The sequence below is a fragment of the Cyanobium sp. Cruz CV13-4-11 genome (assembly GCF_024346055.1).
Lineage (GTDB): Bacteria > Cyanobacteriota > Cyanobacteriia > PCC-6307 > Cyanobiaceae > Cyanobium.
Genome location: NZ_JAGQCH010000020.1, coordinates 42,044 through 58,463, shown reverse-complemented (window position 1 = coordinate 58,463; position 16,420 = coordinate 42,044). Strand labels below are relative to the sequence as shown.

Below are 16,420 nucleotides of genomic sequence, written 5' to 3'. Positions count from 1 at the left end.
TCCTTGATCCGCAACGACAGAGGGGCGGGCATCGCAGGGCTCCAGACCGGAATCGGAACCCTGTTGTCGCGTCTTGAGACCCGCCTATGTAGTTGCGCGGACCCGCCTACCTAATCGTCGCCGAACAAGATCAGCGCAAGCGCGGGGCCAGCCGGGGCATCCCGACGCTGGGCCGGGGCTGCTGCCGATGGAACGGCTGGATGAGGTGGTGGTCGACCACCCAGATACCTGCCGCCGCTGGGACACCCTGCTCCAGGGCGAGGACCAGGATCCGTTGCGGCATCAAGTGAACGAGTCTCGCCGATGGCGCCGCTGGTGATTGAGCACCGGCTCCACCGGCTGCTCTGCTCCTGCTGCTCCACCAGCACCTGCATGCCGTTGCCGACTGATGTGGAAGCGATCCGCGATAGGCCCAGGCTCATTTCACTGGTGGGTCTGATGGACCGCGCCTGCGCGTTGAGCTTCAGGAAGAGCCTTGCCTGCATCCGCCAGCTGGAGGGGGCGGAGATCAGCTACAGCACAATCGCAACGATGCTCCGGCACCTGAGCGCTGCCTTGGCACAAGCGATAGCAGCGGGCAGCCTACGTCGATGAAACCGGTGCAGGCTCTGGCAACGCCATAAACGAAGTTTTGAGGATAGCGGTTGGCGGTAATTCCAAGGCCAAGCGTGACTGGCAATGGGTGATGGTGAACGATCGCTTCTCTGCCTACAACCACCGGATGCTGGAGCTGCAGCAACAGCTGGTTGAGCAGTGGCCCGCTACAAGTACGGAGCGATCGACTGGCCGGGGTTGCGGCTCCCTTACCAGCGAATCTGACTGGCGTTCGAGACCACGCTCCAGCTGGTGATGGAACTGAGCTGTCAGCTCGGCGGGGTGATGCCATCACTGATGCCGGACCCCATCACCACTGACATCGGCCAAGGGCCTCTGATCTCATGATGCTGGGCGGTAAGTGATGGGCTGCTTCGGTGCTACGTCCATACCACTGAAGCCGCACCGATGCGTTACCAAGAGGATCTCCCACCGTCCATCACCACATTCTGGCCATTCATATAGGCCGAGGCATCCGAGCAGAGGAATTGCACCGCAGCCCTGTACTCGTCCTTGTCGGCCATCCGCCCAAGCGGAATGAGCGAGGTGAGTCGCTGGACGAAATCGTCTCCCTGACCGTTGTAGACACCACCGGGCGATAGGGCATTACAGCGCACGCCCTTGTCAGCCCAGTAGGTGGCCAGATAACGGGTCAATCCGACCAGCCCTGCCTTGATCACCGAATAGGTCACTGGCTTCACGGGTTGCAGTTCATCTGGCAGGCCATCCTTGCGGTAGAGCCGCTGGTCGGGGGCGAAGACCGAGAGATCGGAAGCGATGTTCAGAATGACGCCACCCTTTCCGTCCCACGACATCGCGCGGCCAAAAACCTGGCTGCACAGGAACGCGCCCGTCAGGCCGACGGCCACCTGCAGGTCCCATTGCTCAACCGGAAAGTGCTCAAGGCGCGACGTCTCCACCACGCCTTGGTCGCCCTTGACCTTCGGGTCGATGGCTGCGTTGTTGACCAGGATGTCCACGCGCAAACCCCGTCCGAATAGCAGTTCCGCAACGCTGCCTATGGCCGCTGGATCCGTCACGTCCATCACCGCGGTCAGGATTTGCGAGCGATCGTGGCACTTGCTCAGATGTTGTGCTGCAGTGTCAAGCGCTGCCGCGCTCATGTCAGTCAGCACGACTGTCGCGCCGCTCTCCAGCAGCGCCGCCGAGTGCTCTACGCCCAGAAGCCCGGCGGCGCCAGTGATCAGGGCGGTTTTCCCGGATAGATCAAATTTGTCAGAAGCCATCATTCACCAGATCCATTTTTAACTGTGTACCTGCCCGCCATCCGCGACAAAGATGCTGCCGGTGCAAAACGATGCCACTGGGGACGCCAGCCATAACACGAGATTGGCGACATCCTGGGGCGTGCCCAGCTTTGCCAGGGCCACATCCCGTGCCAGCATCTGCTCAACTGCTGCGGCATTCTCGTTGAACTTCTTATGCCAGACCGAGCCGTCGAAAAGAATATTGCCTGGGGCGACGGCATTGATTCGCACCCCGTCTGTTCCCAGGGGGCGGGCGATGCCGCGAACGTAAGCATTGAGGGCCGCCTTGGCGGCTGAATAGGTCAGGGGCGCACCAGGCACCAGCTCAAGGCCGCAAACTGAGGAGATGCACACGATCGCGCCCCCGCTTGTGGCTAGGGCGTGCCTGCCAGCCTCGACCATGTTGGTTGTGCTCCACAGGTTCAGTTCGAAAACCCGCAGCCACTCCTCATGGGTCTCCGCACCGGGGGGCACTGAGCGACCGCTACCGACGTTGCAAACCAGCACGTCGAGTTTTCCGAACACCGCCAGCACCCGCTCGACCACTCCGCGGGCTTGGTCTGGCTGGACGACATCTCCAGCTACGGTGATCGCCTTTCCGCCGCTCTGCGCCGCCGCAACGCGCATCAGGTCATCGGCATCGCGGCCATTGAAGGCGACTTCGGCGCCTTCGGCAAGGAACGCCTCTGCGATGACACGGCCGATGCCCTTGGATGAGCCGGTGACCAGAACGGATTTGCCCTGCAACTGGAGCTGCACGTCAGACTCCCCTCGCCCAAGCCTCAATCTGCCCCATGTAGTGGCGAAGGGCGCCGGCATGGTCGTCATCGCTGGCGCGGGCCGTTTGCATGATCAGGTAGCCCGTGTAGGCGGCCTCACGAAGCAGGCGAAAGACCAAGGGGAAGTCGGCATTGCCAGTGCCCAAGGGGACGGTGGTTCCGCCGAGGCCCCTGTCCTTGACGTGGACATTGACGATGCGGGGACCATAGGCGGCAAACTCTTCCAAGGGTTTGTATCCAAGCGCGGCGCTGTTGCCGATGTCGTAGTTGACCCCAAAAGCGTCGGCTGGCAGGCGGCCGATGAAGCGGGCCAGGTCGCCGGGGGCGAAATCGCTTTCGAAGATGATGCGCAGGCCGAGCGCTCGGAACAGATCAGCCTGGGTCAGCATAAAGGCGAGAAGCGCCTCTTCCTGCTGTTCGTTTTCAAGCCTGCCGTTGTCCACCAGCGGCACGACGATCATTTGAATGCCGACTTCGGCACACGCACGGGCTATCGCGATGAAATCCGCCTCCAGCGCTGCCCTGTCCTGCCCGTGGGCTTTCCAGAAGGGGGCCTGCATAAAGCAATCCCCGGTCAGCGAAGGAATGGTGAGCTGATGGGCGTGGCATAGGCGGCGAATGTCCTGCTGGCCCTGGGGCGTCAACAGGGGATTCTGATCGAGCCGATCCTGGTCCAGGGTCCATTCCATCAGCCCCAGACCCAGGCCTTGGGCTGCCGGAAACTCCTGCTGCCAGGAATCCCATGGAAAAGCCTGGATTTTCCCGTCCACCAGGGGGGAGAGGCGGCCTTGCATAAAACCTAGGCGAGTATTTGTCTGCATGGCTGAATTACTCTAGAGGCTTGGTAGCGAAAGAAAGAAGCATGATTTCCTTTGAAAACCGCACCCACTTGCTATAGGGCTTTAGATGGCCTGGGATCAGTAACCTCGTAAGTTCTGCCAACGGCAACAAAAGCTTACCTCTACCCCAAAGGATAGGCAGTTGGCGAAACCGCTCCACCATCACATTGTCGAAGCCATGGATCAACAAGATGTCGCGCAAAGAGGATTGCATGAAGGGCGTGCGATGCGTGTAATCCTCGAAATAGATGCGGTAGTTGAACTCCCAGTCAGGGCAGAGAGTGATTATCTTGCCGCCTGGCCTAAGAACCCTGAAGATCTCCTTGACCATCCTTTCCGGATAGTAGAAATGCTCGATGACCGACTTTGAATACACGACATCGAAGAAGTTGTTTTCATAAGGAATGCCATCATTCTCGATGTCGGAGATTACCAGCGTTGCATTGGGACAGTAGCTTTCCGCAGCCCGCGACTGATCGACACCAAAGCCAGCGACACCGCATTGCATAAAGCCACGCAGAAATTCTCCCCGACCACAGCCGACATCCAAAAACTGGTCGCCCGGCATCAGACCAAATCTTTGAAATAGATAGCGCGCCAGCTTGTCTGGATACGTTGTCAACGGCCGATCACTTTCATTGTATACAACAGCCACGTAATCCCGGTTCGATTTCGTCATGCCAAAAGAATCTCGACTAATTCCAACAAAATGCCCTCGGGTCCCTTGGCGTAAATCACCTTCGCGTAGCCGTCTGGCGAGCGCTGGGGCGGTGCAGGAAAGCTGACGCCCTCCTGTGTGAGCTTCAAAACGAGCTGATCCAGATCATCCACCGTCAGGGCGATGTGGGTGAATCCAGTCGAAGAAGGCGTGCCCTCCCATCGTGGCTTGTCGGGATGGGAGTGGAAGCGCAGCAGCTCAATCAGATTCCCGTCCGGCGCCGCCAGTTTGGCGGTGGTCACGCGCACATCATGGAGTCCCATCATGGCGTCGATATGGGGCCCCGATTCCTCCATCTGCTTCACCACCTTGAAACCGAGCACGTCGCACCAGAAATGCAGCGCCCCCTCTAGGTCGGCCACCACCAGGCCGGTATGCCGAATCGCGCTGATCATTCCGCCGCCACTTCGGCAATGGCCTCGCCCAGCACGTCGATACCTTCCAGTAAGGCTTGATCCGCGATGGTCAGGGGGGGACCAATCTTGATCGACTCCCGTCCGGTATGCACCACCAACAAGCCCTTCTGCATGCAGCGCTCGGCGACCAGGCTGGTGAAGGCGCTGTCGGCGGCGCCTGTGTCTGGGGTGCGAAACAGGACGGCTGCAATCAGGCCCTTTCCGAGCACGTCGGAGATGCGGTCGGGGAAACGCTGTTGCAGGGCGGTCAGGCCCTTGAACAGCAGCTCGCCCTTGCGGGCGGCTTCGCCGACGAGGTCGCGCTGCTCCAGTTCCTCGATCACCGCCAAGCCTGCGGCACACACCAGCGGATTGGCGGAGTGGGTGCTACTCATGTTGCCGGTATCCGGCAAATCCATGACCTCGGCCCGACCCATCACGCCGGAAAGGGGCACGCCGCCGCCCATGCCCTTACCGCAGGCGATCAGGTCCGGCGTCACCTCGTAATGCTGGTAACCGAAGCGGCGGCCCGTGCGGCCGAATCCTGCCTGCATCTCATCGAAGGCAAGCAGGATACTGTGCTTTCGGCACACCTTTTCGATAGCCTGCACGAATTCCTTGGGATAGAACACTGCGCCCCAGCCCTGGAAGGTTTCCAGCATGAAGCCGCACACATCCATGTCAAGATCGACCCCCGATGTGGCCAGGCGCTCCAGGCCGGCTTCAAGGAAGGCCTCCGGGGTGGCGGCGTTGAGTGCCCAAGGATAAGGGAACGGAATGTGATGGATGTCGGCATCCTGAAAGCCGATCCAGTCCCGCTGCGCCAGGTTGCTACTCATCATCTGCGCTCCCATGGTGCGGCCATGCCAGTTGCCTTCGATGCAGACGATGCCGAGGCGGCGCTTGCCCAGCTTCTGGCCTTGCATGCGCATCAGCTTCAGGGCAGCTTCGGTGGCCTCGGTTCCAGCCGACAGCAGGAAGGCCTTTTCAAAAGGTTTGCCGGCGAATTCAAGCAACCTTTGCAGATACTCGGCTCGCTTGCGATTCGGGTAGGCGTAGCAGCTGTAGATGGGCGCATCCATCATGCCCTGAATGGCCGCCGTTACCCGGGCATTGGAATGACCCACGTTGGCGACGAAGATCGTGGAGGTGAAATCGATCCAGCAATTGCCGGCGATGTCAAACACGCTTGCGTCCACTGCGCGGTCCCAGATCAGGGGGAACTGCCCATGCATCGAACGGGATTCGTAGCAATCCAGGCTGGCGAGAATCTCCTCGGTCCCCGGCGCAGGAATCGCCGTCTTGATGCTCCGGTGCACAGTGCTCACAAAGGGCACTTGCTGAGGGCTACGGGAAAACTCGTGTCCAGCCATGACTGACCTCAGGTAAAAAGTTGGTGGGCGATTCGAGGATTGCGAGCAAGCAGGAATTCGAGATGAGCGAAATCATCCTCGGTATCCACTTCGACCACGGCAGGCGTGATGAAAGGCATGACCCAGTCACCATGAATCAGTCCATGGCTTCTGACAAAGCGGGATGACAGCACATCGACATAGCCATTGGCCTGATAAGTGGCGGGAAACTGCTGGCGCGCGTTGTTGGCCGCATCGAGTGCGGTACTGTCGGCCCCAAGCCGCTTCAATTGGCCTGCCGGGGCAAGTTCGAACGTCTTGTAGGCGGACTCGGACATTTCATGCACGGAGCGCAGTGCGGTCGCCCGGGGCTCATCCCGGAAGGCCTCGATCGCCTCGTCGATCAGGGCGGGGGCCCGATAGGGAGTGGTCGGGCGGATATGGACCAGGAACTCGGGTTCGCCCCCGTGGGAAGCAAACCAGTCGAGCGCATGGAGCACGAAGTCATAGTCCGTCGAGAGGTCGTCTGCGATTTCCGCAGGGCGCAGGAACGGCGCCTCGGCGCCGAGATTGACGGCGAGGTCCGCATACTCCGGAGAATCGGTCGAGACGATGACGCGGTCGATCAGCCCGGATTTCAGGCATCCCTTGATCGACCACTCGATCAAGGGATGCCCGCCCAGGGATTTGATGTTCTTGTGCGGAACCCCCTTGGACCCGGAGCGGGCGGGGATCAGGGCGACAACATTCCTCACGGCCATTATCCCACCTCCATAAAGTACATCTGCTCCACGAGCCCGCAGATGACGTGGCCGATGGTGATGTGACACTCCTGGACACGAGCGGTTTCATCCGAAGGCATGTGCAAGCATCCACAGATACTGGCCAGTTTCCCACCTGTGCGTCCTGTGAAGCAAACGACTTGGATGCCGAGCTCGGTGGCCTTATTAACTGCAGCGAGGATATTCGGGCTATTGCCGCTGGTGCTGATGCCGACAAAAATGTCGCCCGCCTTTGAGACCGCTTCCAGCTCCCGTGAAAACACCTGATCGTATCCGTAGTCGTTGCCAATCGCGCTGATGGCGGAGTTATTCGATCCGAGAGCAATCGATGCAAGCGGCGCACGGTCGAACGTGAATCTGGAAACAATTTCTGCTGACAAGTGCTGCGCATCGGCAAAGCTGCCACCGTTGCCGGCGAAGATGATCTTGCCACCGGCGCGAAGAGATGAAACGCACGAGTGAGCGATTTCCTCGATCTGACTGAGGAGTTTGTCATCTTGAAGAAGCAGCTGTTTGACGGCGATTGACTCGGCCAGCTGGGCGCGGATCGTCTGGATAACGGGTGTCACAGCCTGCCCTCCAAGCGTTCAAGGGCGACCCAAAAGCCCTCGCCCCTGTTCTTGTGGCCTTGCCAGATCTCCGGGATGAACGAGGCGTCCGGACAGCCTTGCCTGAGGATGACGCTCAGGCGATCGAAATCAATGTCGCCTTCACCTACCTGCAAGCCCTCGCCATTGAGGCCCTTCGCATCGCCCAGATGCAGGTGGGCCGTCCAAGGCGCAATCTGCCGGCTGAACTCGTAGAGATCGTAGCCGAGGTGTTTGCAGGTCAGGGCGCTATGAGAAACGTCGTAGCACATTCGCAACTGCAACTTCGTGCACCAATGGACGATCTCCTCGATCTTGATGAACAGGTTCTGGTAGCGCTGGCCACCAAAGTGCCAAGGGAATGGCGCCATGGTCTGCGGAATCAGCTCGACACCTTCCAGATCAAGCTCCGACAGACTGCAAGCAAAGCGCTCGTAGTAGCTGGGAATCACTTCTGGGGGGAGCAACTCATCCATCGTGAATCCGCCGATATTGGCGACAATCAGAGGCCTTGATGTGCCAGGGAAAAAGCGCTTCAGAGTCCTTGTGATATCGATCACCCGCTGGGTCTCCCGCAGGGATTCTTTGCGGTATTTTTCATCCGGAGTTGCTAGGTCCATCAGTCGACTGCCAGCGAACAGTTCCGGTGCATGCACTACGAAGTTCGCCCCATAAGTACCCTGAAGAAAAGCCGATGGGTCAAGGTCCATATCTGAGTATGATAAGTGGAATTCCCAAACATCCGGATTGATCATTCCCGCATACTCTGCGAAGTCGTGATATCTGACTGGCACGCCCCAAGGTCTATTAAAACGGTAGGAGCGTGGAGTGATTCTTGTCTCCATCAAGTCTGACAGATAGAAGAAGTCCTCCTCTCTCATGTCGTGCTGCAAAGTACGGCCCAGGAGTTCCTCGTAACGCTGTGGTGAGAGGCCTTGGCCAGGGCTGCGGACCTTGATGTGCGCAGAATCGATCTTGGTACCTTTGGTCAGGTCCGTGGCCGCAACCAGGCTTTTGCCAAGGTTTTCCCGGTTGATCATTTCACCTTGGGACAGGCTCCGGCTTCGCCCCTCGCCGAGGGCCACCTCGATCTCCCTGATCCCATCGACCATGCGCTTGAATTCGGGGTGAGTCAAGCTCGCCGCATGATCTGGCCCCTCCATCGAGCGGTCCAGAGTGAAATGGCGTTCGATGATGACGGCCCCCAACGCCACCGCCGCGAGGGAGACATTGATCCCCCGTTCGTGGCCCGAATAGCCAACTAGCGGATGGATATCGCGCAAGGACTCTATCCACTTCAGGTTGATGTCGTGCAGGGGCGCCGGATAGGTGCTGTTGCAATGCAGAAGCACAAACTGCACGTTGCGTTTACCAAGGAAGGCGATCGTACTGTTCACTTCCTCCAGCATGCTCATCCCGGTGGACAGAATCAGTGGCTTACCAGTCTGCGCCAGATGGTCAAGCAAGGGGAGGTTCGTGAGGTCGGCCGATGCCACCTTGTAGGCAGGGACTCCAAAGGATTCGAGCACGTCCACGCTGAGCGCATCCCATGGCGTACAGAGATAAAGCGCGGCTCTCTTTCGGCAATAGTCGGCAAGTTGTCGGTGCTCGTCGACCGTGAGCTCGAACCTGCGCAGCAGATCGAGAACGTATTCAGTCCCCAGATCCTCGCCGTCCTTGCGCAAGGTGCGTTGGCGGTAGACCTGGTCCAGGTGCCGCATCTGAAACTTGACAGCATCCGCGCCCGCATCCAGGGCGAGATCAATAAGCTCAAACGCACGTTCCAGAATGCCATTGTGATTGTTACCAATCTCGGCAATGACGTAGGTGCGGCCGTTGCCGATCTCGTAATTCCCTATTCTCATACGCACTCGACTTCCATGTGATTCTTGCGTTCCCGTGCCATCCAAGCCCGCAACCCCTCTTGTTCAAAGCGGAAAGGCCGAATCTTGAGCCCTAGCGCTTCAAGATTCGTCATCAATTCATTCTTGCGGAACGGTGGAACATAAAAAAGGAAGAACCCGCCCCCTCCGGCACCCAGAAGCTTCCCCCCCAGGGCGCCGTGACACAGTGCGCTTTCGTAAATCTGATCAAGATGTCTTGTAGAAATCTTGCTGCTAAGCTCTCGCTTGGATTGCCAGGCTTCATGCAATGACAGCCCGAACTGTAGCAGCCGGCCGCGCAGCAAATGATTGCGCATTTGATACGAAAGATCGACGTTGGCCTGCACATGGTGGCGCACGTTCGGTTGTTGCATCTGCTGCCGTTGGTCCTGATGAATATCACCGGAATCATGGGCAATGCCCGTGTCGCAGAGGATCAGGCTTTCCTCTAGCTCAAGAATGGTGTCCGGATGGATGCGCAAGGGATGGACAATGTTCTGGTCCATCCGGAATTCCATGAAATTGAAGCCACCGAATACGGTAGCGTACTGGTCTTGCCAGCCTCCCGCCACCCCGAGATAGACGCGCTCGGCCTGGAACGCAAGTTCGGCGAGTTCGTGCAGATCCCACTGATCGCGACGAAACTGGTTGAAGCACCCCAGCACGGCCGCCGACACCACAGCCGACCCGCCCAGCCCCGAGTTCATCGGAAAATCTGAATGCAGGTACAGTTCAAAGCCGAAATCCGGATTGACGGATTTGAGAAGGGCCTGAATGAGTCCGAAACGTCCCTTCTGACGCAACGCACCCGGTAGGTCATCAGCATTCAGGGAATCGCCCAGATCGTAGGAATGAACGAGGATTTTCTCATCGTCCCTTACCCGCAATGTAGCATGGCTATACAATGAGATCGTCGTATTGATAACGGCACCATTTTCACCAGAAAAGTAATGGGTGAGGTCCGAGCCACCGCCGCCAAAACTGATACGAACCGGAGCGCGTGCTCGTGCATAGACAGGCTCTTCAGCCTGTAACGGCAGATGGTCGCGACTGACAATGCCCGTCAAACAGCGATGCTCGTCGAGCAGCGGGATTATCCGGATGCGCTGCTCGAACTTTTTCAGCAATAACTCGCGTGGGGTGTCTTGATTCGCCCAAACGAAGTCCGCATTCGCGCAGGATGCGATCGTGTCGGTCAATGACGATCCGGCAAGCAGTTTCCTGCGAATATCGCCATCCGTGGCAAGCCCGACCACGCGACCGGTGGCAACGGTGGTCAGTATGAATCCGTGCTGATTGGCCTCGATTTTCGCCAGTGCATCCCTAAGAGAAGCACCTTCAGGAATGGAAAAGTGCTTCAACTGCACAAAGAACCTCCTCGACCACCATTCATCCAGCTACAGAAGCGAAAGTAATCCTCAGGAACGCCGATATCGATGAAGTCGGTTTCCAAAGGTACCGCATACAGCTTGCCTTTAGCCACGAGCGCTGGGAACAGGTCGGTTTCCAGTGAAAAGGGCAAGCGGTTCCAGTTCAAGAAGTGGGTAGGAGTCAGGCAGCACAAACCGGCATTGATCCAGCCAGCCGAGTCCGTAGCACTCTTTTCTGCAAAGTAGTCAATTCCGTAATCTTCATTGTTAAGCTCCACGCGCCCATAGCGACCGGCGTTCGGTACCCTGACCACCGCCATCCCGGATGCTCCGGCAAGCATCACTTCCTTGATGCCAGCACCGAGCCAGGTATCGGCATTGGTCGCCAAAAAGTCATCGGTCAGTTTCAGTTCGTTTACTGCATGGGCTAACGCGCCACCCGTGCCCAATGGATCGGGTTCAACCAACCACTGGACGTCGATGCCACTGAGTGAAGCAGATTGCTCCGCCTGGAGAAAATCAATGATCATGCTGGCTTGGTGGTGCAAGAGGAAGACGAACGACCGAACTCCCTGTTCAACCCAGTGCTCAATCTGCAAACGCAGGAATGGCACATCATTGACGGGCGCAAGCGGCTTGGGGATACCTGGCACCGCCGATTGGAGGCGAGTCCCGAATCCTCCCGCCAAGACCAGCATCTTCATGGCGTCACCAAACCAGATTGGATACTCTGCATTGTCCTGGCCATGAGCGATCGAGGAAAGCTGTATCTCGGTTGAAGTTTGGGCCGACCAGTCATTGAATATCCGGGGTCAGGCGTAGCCAAAGATGGACTCGACCTGTTCAAGAATGCTTGCGCCTTCCTCAAGACGAACCAAGTTCGGATGCTCGATGCCAGAACCAGAAGCGTGGAGGAAGGCGTCGATCAGCGCAGCCAGTCCGGGTTTGATGGTGGCTGGCTCTGTGGCAATCGACAACAGATCGAGTGAGAATCCATCCTTGCCCTGTTGCCGCAGCTCCTCAAGTGGGCAGAAAAGCAAGCGGCGACGGCGGCTGGTCAATTCAACACGCCAGCGGCCCGCACCGCCGAACGATGCGGAGTACGAGAACAACGCGCCGGAAGCGGTACGGCCACTACCAGAGAATTCGGAGCCCGCAGAGTGCCATTCAAGCGATCCGGTCCTATAGCTCGACAACGTTACCGGAGCACCTGCCAAAAAGAATGTCAGGTCAAGCGGATGCACAGGATTAATCAGACCCCAGCGCTGAAAGTTCTCCGAGGCCCAAAAGCCCTCCGCCATCAAAGCTTTGACGTGGGCTTCGAGATCGGTGAACTCGACGTGGCAATTGATTACGCCCCCATCGCTCTCAAGAAGACGGCGCGCCTCCATGACCGAAGGGTAAAAGCGTCTATTGAGAGCGAGATAGGCGATGGCGCCGAAAGACTCGAGGTCTTTATCGAGCTGGCGCAGGGCGGCCGAGCTTAGGGCACCGGGCTTCTCCACTAAAACGTAGCGAGCCCCGTCGGCGACCTGGCGACGCACAGCATCCGGTGTCTTGTCAGGCGCGACGGCGATGATCGCCAACGGAGCGACGATGCCTTCTTGCCAGCAAGCGATGCCGCACTCTTCGGCAAAAACTCGCGCACGATCCTCGTGCGAGCTGCGAACCCTAATCTGCTCCCCAGTAAACCCAGCATGCCGCAGGGTGCGCACATATTCTCTCGACATTCGGCCGCTGCCGACTACGACGATGGGAACAGATGGTCTTTCCATAAGGAGACCTTATTCTGGGCTACTGGTGGAACATGAGGCAACGGTTCGCTCTGTGATCACACGTTGGAGGAAGTCAGCGATCCGGTCGGCTGGCATCGCTCCAGGCTCACCGACGACATAGTCGCGCATAAACCGGTCATCGACATGATCGCACGACCAATCCGGCGCAGCGAGGAAGCGCTCAAGTCCTGCAAGAAATTCAACCTCCGTTTGCGCAAAAACGGTTGCCCGGTCGCGAAGCGCTGAGGCCGCCTTGGGTTCGAGGAGATAGTCTTGCGAGTTGATGTAAAGCAGTATCGGCTTGTTGCCGGCAGCCACGTGGAGGAGGGGCGTACTCGGGCTTTCCAGGATAAACGCGTCAGCCAGATGGAGGCAGTCCTTGAGTGGCACATCATCGACAACCGAGATTGAGGACATACCCCGATGACGAATCCAGTCGAGTAACGGATTGGGCATTTGCGGGTAACGGGCTCTGAGCGGGGGCTTGATGACAATTTCGATATGGTCCCACCTGGCTAGACATTCGATGACTTTTCGCGTCCATCGCCAATACTCCGTCTCCGGGGGAAAAACGAAACCAAGATCACGGCAATCGCCGACCAAAGCATTCAGGACCAGCATGACCCGGCGACGGTCTTGCTTCACGTGCATCTCGTGCCGCGACGCCATAAGCCGGGCGGCCCATGGCACGCCGGTCGCTACGGGCAGCGCCCGCCCAACGGCTGGATTCCACCGCGTCTGCGACGACGGTTGCCGAAATGTATGTTCCGCTCCGAACCCTCCGCAGAGGAAGTAGTCGCACTCTGCGAAATCGAAACGCTCGTGCTTGGGCAACAAGGAGAACCCAAGAAAACCGCCATAGTGGTAGGAGACCGTTGGCAGGCCGACGCGACGCGCAATACGGGCAACGACATAATGGTCGGCGACCCAACCGCCGGCCACAAATGCCGCATTACCGAAAGCCCTCTCCGTCATCAGACGATTCCAGGTTGTCTCCGCTCGCCGAAACAACAGCGGCAAGGCCTCTCGAATCACCTGCTGCAGCCATGGAGCAAAAAGCGGCCAAAGATCGACTCCATTCCAGACCAACAGTTCGCGTACCCGCGGCTCTTGCGTCATTTGCTCCCAAAGCAACTCACAGCTGGCTGCAGCCTGCACCCCGGTATCCTCCGTGCCAGCGAGCGGAAAAGCCTGGTTCATGTCCATGACATGGCCACCCCGCCGAGTCCAGCATTCGACAACGTCATCGCCGAGATCCGAAAACAGCGACGAGATCAGCAACGGTCCATCCCCAACGCTGGGCTGAGACGACTCTCGCTCCACTGCGGGCGCTCCAGCCGAGCGACATATGGCCCTGCGAATCCAGGCACGAAGCCGTTGAGAACGAGCTCGAAATGAGGAAATGGACTCGGGGATTGGCGTAGCAACCGGCTGGGGAGAGTCGCGCACGGGGTTGAAAAGACTCGGATCCGCAACTGGCTCGTCGATCCAGTGCACGTCGAGATTTTGTGCCGCCGCGACCAGCGGCACGAGCTGCGTAATCAGACCCCAAGGTGCATGATCAAGTGATGTAATACCCGTATATTGATAGTTCCGTCGTGGGCTGAACACCACAAGTGATGTAGCCCCAAGAACATCACAGGCTTTCAATACTTGCTCGAGCCTTAGAACAATGGAATCAAGCGTGCCATTCGCATAATGAAAAAAAGCTGCAAAGGAGATGGTGTCGGCGAAGGGCCACTCAGGGGCTATCCGATGCAAGACCGTGTCGATGGCCGCAACGAGGGCTTCCGTACGGTCGATCACCGCGGCGCCCAGGTCGCGATGGGCACGCTCGTTAAACAGATCCTCAATGCCGATAACTGGACAGGCGGCCTGTTCTGCCCAGTAGTCAGTGATCGGGGAGGTCGCAACGATCATTACCGGCAGCCCGCAGGAGCGCAACGCCTCCGCCTGAGAGGGTGTTTCTGCAAAACATGCACTCACTCCGGTGGCTGCAATCATTTCGGGAGCGCACCGGCAAGCAACTCGTCGATGCGACGAGCAAAGCGCTCGGCCACGAAATCGATACCCACTGGCGTAAAATGCACCGCATCGACAAAATAGGAGTTGTCGCGCGGTATTTCACCGTCGAGATCAACAAAAGGCAGGCCATATTCATCAGCGACACTGCGATACAACTTGTTTTCGAGATCAACACCCTCGCGAAGCTTACGGTTACGCAGCGAATCGTTGTGTAGGTGGAATACGTAGCTGCCGACAAGAATGCCTATGCCATGCGCTCGGCAAAGGAGTACAAGGTTGCGAAGCGCCATTTCTTCCGCGACTAGCGGACGATAGGAGCGATGGTAATCGGGAGATTGGGTGTCAACCCGGGCAAGAACCTCGTTGCGAATGTTTCCCGTGCCAAATATCTTGTCTCGCGCGAATTCGTAGCTATGCCACCAACGTAACTTCGGGAAATAATAGCCGCGCTTTATTTCTTGCATCGCCTCGCCAAGGTTGCGCCGACCGTGCGAGTAGTCAAAGGCGTATCCGTCCATGAGATGCAGTGGAAGGTCGTTGAGCCCTTGGTAGAAGATCACATACTGGGGACGGTAATGGATGACATTCAGGGCGAAGTCGACGAACACATCAAGCGTCGTCCAGCCCCCAATTCCGCAGTTCATCACCTCGACCGCCCGATAGTGCTGCCGAACCTCAGGGCTCGACGCAAGCTTCTCCCGTAAAAGATCTGGGTAGTTGTAGTCTCGGTGCTCGTCTGCAATGTTGTTGGCAGTTCCCGACGACCCAAGACAAGCAATTCGCAGTACGTCGTCGGGTCGGCCGACGCTCAAGTCGTCGCCAAAATGGCCAATGCTGTTGAGTCGCAGAGGCTTCCGAAATGACCAATAGCGATTTGGGTGCAGCACGTATGGCAGCCGCTGATTCTTGTCAATGACGAAGTTCTTGCGGTAGGCAAAAGTCAGGAACGGGTGAGGGACGACGTGGTTCTCACGCCACCTAAACCTTAGAGCCACTGGATAATTGCGACCGTAAGCGCGGCGATGCCAAAGGCGAAATGCAGCTTCGACAATCCCGAGAGCAAGAACAACAAGCCCTGCAACCACCCAACCGATTGTCATATCTTAATCATGTGAAGTCGAACTTATGCTGACTGCTGCATTCGAGCAGGTCGAAAAGCATATCGTAGGCACCAGCCACTTCCAAGAGCCGGGGCTGCGGCGGCTCTCTGCCTTGCTGCAGGGAGTCGATGAAGACCCGCGTGAATGCCGAAAGGTCGAAGTACTCCAATTCGCTTCGCTCCGTCGTCGCGTAGTCCTTACCGTATAGATAGGTTGGGTGGGTGACGGCCTCAGGCCTCTCATGCACGAAAGCACGGTCCGTTGTCTGGTCAATGAGCCAATGGCTGTTCGGTGTAATGATCGACAGCGTGGTGGGTGCTGAGCTTGCCGCCATCGACGACAAAACGAGGCGGGAGCCATCCGGAAAAGCAAACAGGCCACGCCCGCCATAGTCCCGGAATTGTGTGCCCCGTCCGCTGCGTATCTCTTCCGGATCAATCTCGCCAAAGAGCAGCTTACCGGTGGACTGTCCCGTCAAGTGAAGCGCGAAGTCGATCCAGTGGATGCCATTACAGCCGAGCCCCATCGCGCCTGAAGACACGGTGATCATGTAGGGCCCACCGGCTGCTCTGAGCGTGTCATATCCACGAAGGCTGCGCCGGTAATGGTTTATCCAAACCTCAAGGCCCGGGACATCGGCCAGGGCGAAGATATCGCGGCAGCGCGCGCGGGACTGTTCGAGCGGCTTCTCGACCAATATTTTCCTTGTCCGGCTACACGCCCACTCGAACTGCGCAAAGCGGTCCGCAGCTGTCGCGCTCAGGATGATCAGGTCAAATCGCACACCATCAACGATGGCTGCAAGCGAGTCGTAAACGACAACCCTATTGTCGGCAAGCTTGCGGCACGCCTCACGTGCCTCAGAAACCGGCTCGACGAGGCTGATCTCCTGGACGAGGCCCAACGCTCCTATGAGGTGCCGTTGACCCATGCGTCCACCACCAACGATGAGG

General features: G+C 58.2%; 17 protein-coding genes. 1 reads left to right on the top strand and 16 read right to left on the bottom strand.

Annotation, left to right across the window (positions count from 1 at the left end):
* Positions 1 to 130: 130 nt before the first annotated feature.
* Positions 131 to 283, bottom strand: coding sequence for a hypothetical protein (locus KBZ12_RS14160; protein WP_254958640.1), 153 nt, complete (start codon positions 281 to 283; stop codon positions 131 to 133).
* A 20-nt stretch (positions 284 to 303) separates the two neighbouring features.
* On the opposite strand from KBZ12_RS14160, the gene KBZ12_RS14155 reads away from it, so the two are divergent.
* Complete coding sequence (locus tag KBZ12_RS14155) at positions 304 to 594, top strand: hypothetical protein (protein ID WP_254958639.1); 291 nt, start codon at positions 304 to 306, stop codon at positions 592 to 594.
* Positions 595 to 1,007: 413 nt separating this feature from the next.
* Here KBZ12_RS14155 and KBZ12_RS14150 read toward each other — a convergent pair whose 3' ends face one another.
* The 15 genes from KBZ12_RS14150 to KBZ12_RS14080 all read right to left on the bottom strand — a co-directional run bounded on the left by KBZ12_RS14150 (position 1,008) and on the right by KBZ12_RS14080 (position 16,416).
* Complete coding sequence (locus KBZ12_RS14150) at positions 1,008 to 1,841, bottom strand: SDR family oxidoreductase (RefSeq protein ID WP_254958637.1); 834 nt, start codon at positions 1,839 to 1,841, stop codon at positions 1,008 to 1,010.
* Between the two features lie 18 nt (positions 1,842 to 1,859).
* Positions 1,860 to 2,621: an SDR family NAD(P)-dependent oxidoreductase gene (locus KBZ12_RS14145; protein WP_254958636.1), complete on the bottom strand. Its 762-nt coding sequence runs from the start codon at positions 2,619 to 2,621 to the stop codon at positions 1,860 to 1,862.
* 1 nt (position 2,622) lies between these two features.
* Entirely contained in the window at positions 2,623 to 3,411 is a 789-nt protein-coding gene (locus tag KBZ12_RS14140; RefSeq protein WP_254958635.1) for a sugar phosphate isomerase/epimerase, read from the bottom strand.
* A gap of 58 nt (positions 3,412 to 3,469) precedes the next feature.
* The gene (locus KBZ12_RS14135; RefSeq protein ID WP_254958634.1) at positions 3,470 to 4,159 is read right to left on the bottom strand and encodes a class I SAM-dependent methyltransferase; all 690 of its coding nucleotides are present in this window, start codon (positions 4,157 to 4,159) and stop codon (positions 3,470 to 3,472) included.
* Positions 4,156 to 4,593, bottom strand: coding sequence for a VOC family protein (locus KBZ12_RS14130; RefSeq protein ID WP_254958632.1), 438 nt, complete (start codon positions 4,591 to 4,593; stop codon positions 4,156 to 4,158). The genes KBZ12_RS14135 and KBZ12_RS14130 overlap by 4 nt, the downstream gene beginning before the upstream one ends.
* Positions 4,590 to 5,921, bottom strand: a complete 1,332-nt coding sequence (locus KBZ12_RS14125) for an aminotransferase class III-fold pyridoxal phosphate-dependent enzyme (protein ID WP_254958630.1) — start codon at positions 5,919 to 5,921, stop codon at positions 4,590 to 4,592. The genes KBZ12_RS14130 and KBZ12_RS14125 overlap by 4 nt, the downstream gene beginning before the upstream one ends.
* A gap of 53 nt (positions 5,922 to 5,974) precedes the next feature.
* On the bottom strand, positions 5,975 to 6,700 hold the full coding sequence (locus KBZ12_RS14120) for a cytidylyltransferase domain-containing protein (protein ID WP_254958629.1): 726 nt from the start codon (positions 6,698 to 6,700) through the stop codon (positions 5,975 to 5,977).
* A gap of 5 nt (positions 6,701 to 6,705) precedes the next feature.
* Positions 6,706 to 7,296: an SIS domain-containing protein gene (locus KBZ12_RS14115; RefSeq protein ID WP_254958628.1), complete on the bottom strand. Its 591-nt coding sequence runs from the start codon at positions 7,294 to 7,296 to the stop codon at positions 6,706 to 6,708.
* Positions 7,293 to 9,179, bottom strand: coding sequence for an N-acetylneuraminate synthase family protein (locus tag KBZ12_RS14110; RefSeq protein ID WP_254958627.1), 1,887 nt, complete (start codon positions 9,177 to 9,179; stop codon positions 7,293 to 7,295). The genes KBZ12_RS14115 and KBZ12_RS14110 overlap by 4 nt, the downstream gene beginning before the upstream one ends.
* A complete protein-coding gene (locus KBZ12_RS14105) occupies positions 9,176 to 10,558 on the bottom strand; it encodes a CBS domain-containing protein (RefSeq protein WP_254958626.1) in 1,383 nt (460 codons plus the stop codon). Before KBZ12_RS14105 ends, KBZ12_RS14110 begins: the two co-directional genes overlap by 4 nt.
* Complete coding sequence (locus KBZ12_RS14100) at positions 10,555 to 11,271, bottom strand: sugar phosphate nucleotidyltransferase (protein ID WP_254958625.1); 717 nt, start codon at positions 11,269 to 11,271, stop codon at positions 10,555 to 10,557. The genes KBZ12_RS14105 and KBZ12_RS14100 overlap by 4 nt, the downstream gene beginning before the upstream one ends.
* 108 nt (positions 11,272 to 11,379) lie before the next feature.
* Positions 11,380 to 12,342 (bottom strand): Gfo/Idh/MocA family protein, encoded by a 963-nt coding sequence (locus KBZ12_RS14095; RefSeq protein WP_254958624.1) that lies wholly within the window; start codon positions 12,340 to 12,342, stop codon positions 11,380 to 11,382.
* Positions 12,343 to 12,351: 9 nt separating this feature from the next.
* Positions 12,352 to 14,346: a hypothetical protein gene (locus tag KBZ12_RS14090; protein ID WP_254958623.1), complete on the bottom strand. Its 1,995-nt coding sequence runs from the start codon at positions 14,344 to 14,346 to the stop codon at positions 12,352 to 12,354.
* Positions 14,343 to 15,467 (bottom strand): SGNH/GDSL hydrolase family protein, encoded by a 1,125-nt coding sequence (locus tag KBZ12_RS14085; RefSeq protein ID WP_254958622.1) that lies wholly within the window; start codon positions 15,465 to 15,467, stop codon positions 14,343 to 14,345. Before KBZ12_RS14085 ends, KBZ12_RS14090 begins: the two co-directional genes overlap by 4 nt.
* A 7-nt stretch (positions 15,468 to 15,474) precedes the next feature.
* Complete coding sequence (locus KBZ12_RS14080; RefSeq protein ID WP_254958643.1) at positions 15,475 to 16,416, bottom strand: Gfo/Idh/MocA family oxidoreductase; 942 nt, start codon at positions 16,414 to 16,416, stop codon at positions 15,475 to 15,477.
* Positions 16,417 to 16,420 lie beyond the last annotated feature (4 nt).

Coding starts and splice junctions, on each gene's coding strand:
- KBZ12_RS14160 (WP_254958640.1), bottom strand. CDS start 283: ATGCCGCAACGGATCCTGGTCCTCGCCCTGGAGCAGGGTGTCCCAGCG.
- KBZ12_RS14155 (WP_254958639.1), top strand. CDS start 304: ATGGCGCCGCTGGTGATTGAGCACCGGCTCCACCGGCTGCTCTGCTCC.
- KBZ12_RS14150 (WP_254958637.1), bottom strand. CDS start 1,841: ATGGCTTCTGACAAATTTGATCTATCCGGGAAAACCGCCCTGATCACT.
- KBZ12_RS14135 (WP_254958634.1), bottom strand. CDS start 4,159: ATGACGAAATCGAACCGGGATTACGTGGCTGTTGTATACAATGAAAGT.
- KBZ12_RS14130 (WP_254958632.1), bottom strand. CDS start 4,593: ATGATCAGCGCGATTCGGCATACCGGCCTGGTGGTGGCCGACCTAGAG.
- KBZ12_RS14110 (WP_254958627.1), bottom strand. CDS start 9,179: ATGAGAATAGGGAATTACGAGATCGGCAACGGCCGCACCTACGTCATT.
- KBZ12_RS14100 (WP_254958625.1), bottom strand. CDS start 11,271: ATGAAGATGCTGGTCTTGGCGGGAGGATTCGGGACTCGCCTCCAATCG.
- KBZ12_RS14095 (WP_254958624.1), bottom strand. CDS start 12,342: ATGGAAAGACCATCTGTTCCCATCGTCGTAGTCGGCAGCGGCCGAATG.
- KBZ12_RS14090 (WP_254958623.1), bottom strand. CDS start 14,346: ATGATTGCAGCCACCGGAGTGAGTGCATGTTTTGCAGAAACACCCTCT.
- KBZ12_RS14085 (WP_254958622.1), bottom strand. CDS start 15,467: ATGACAATCGGTTGGGTGGTTGCAGGGCTTGTTGTTCTTGCTCTCGGG.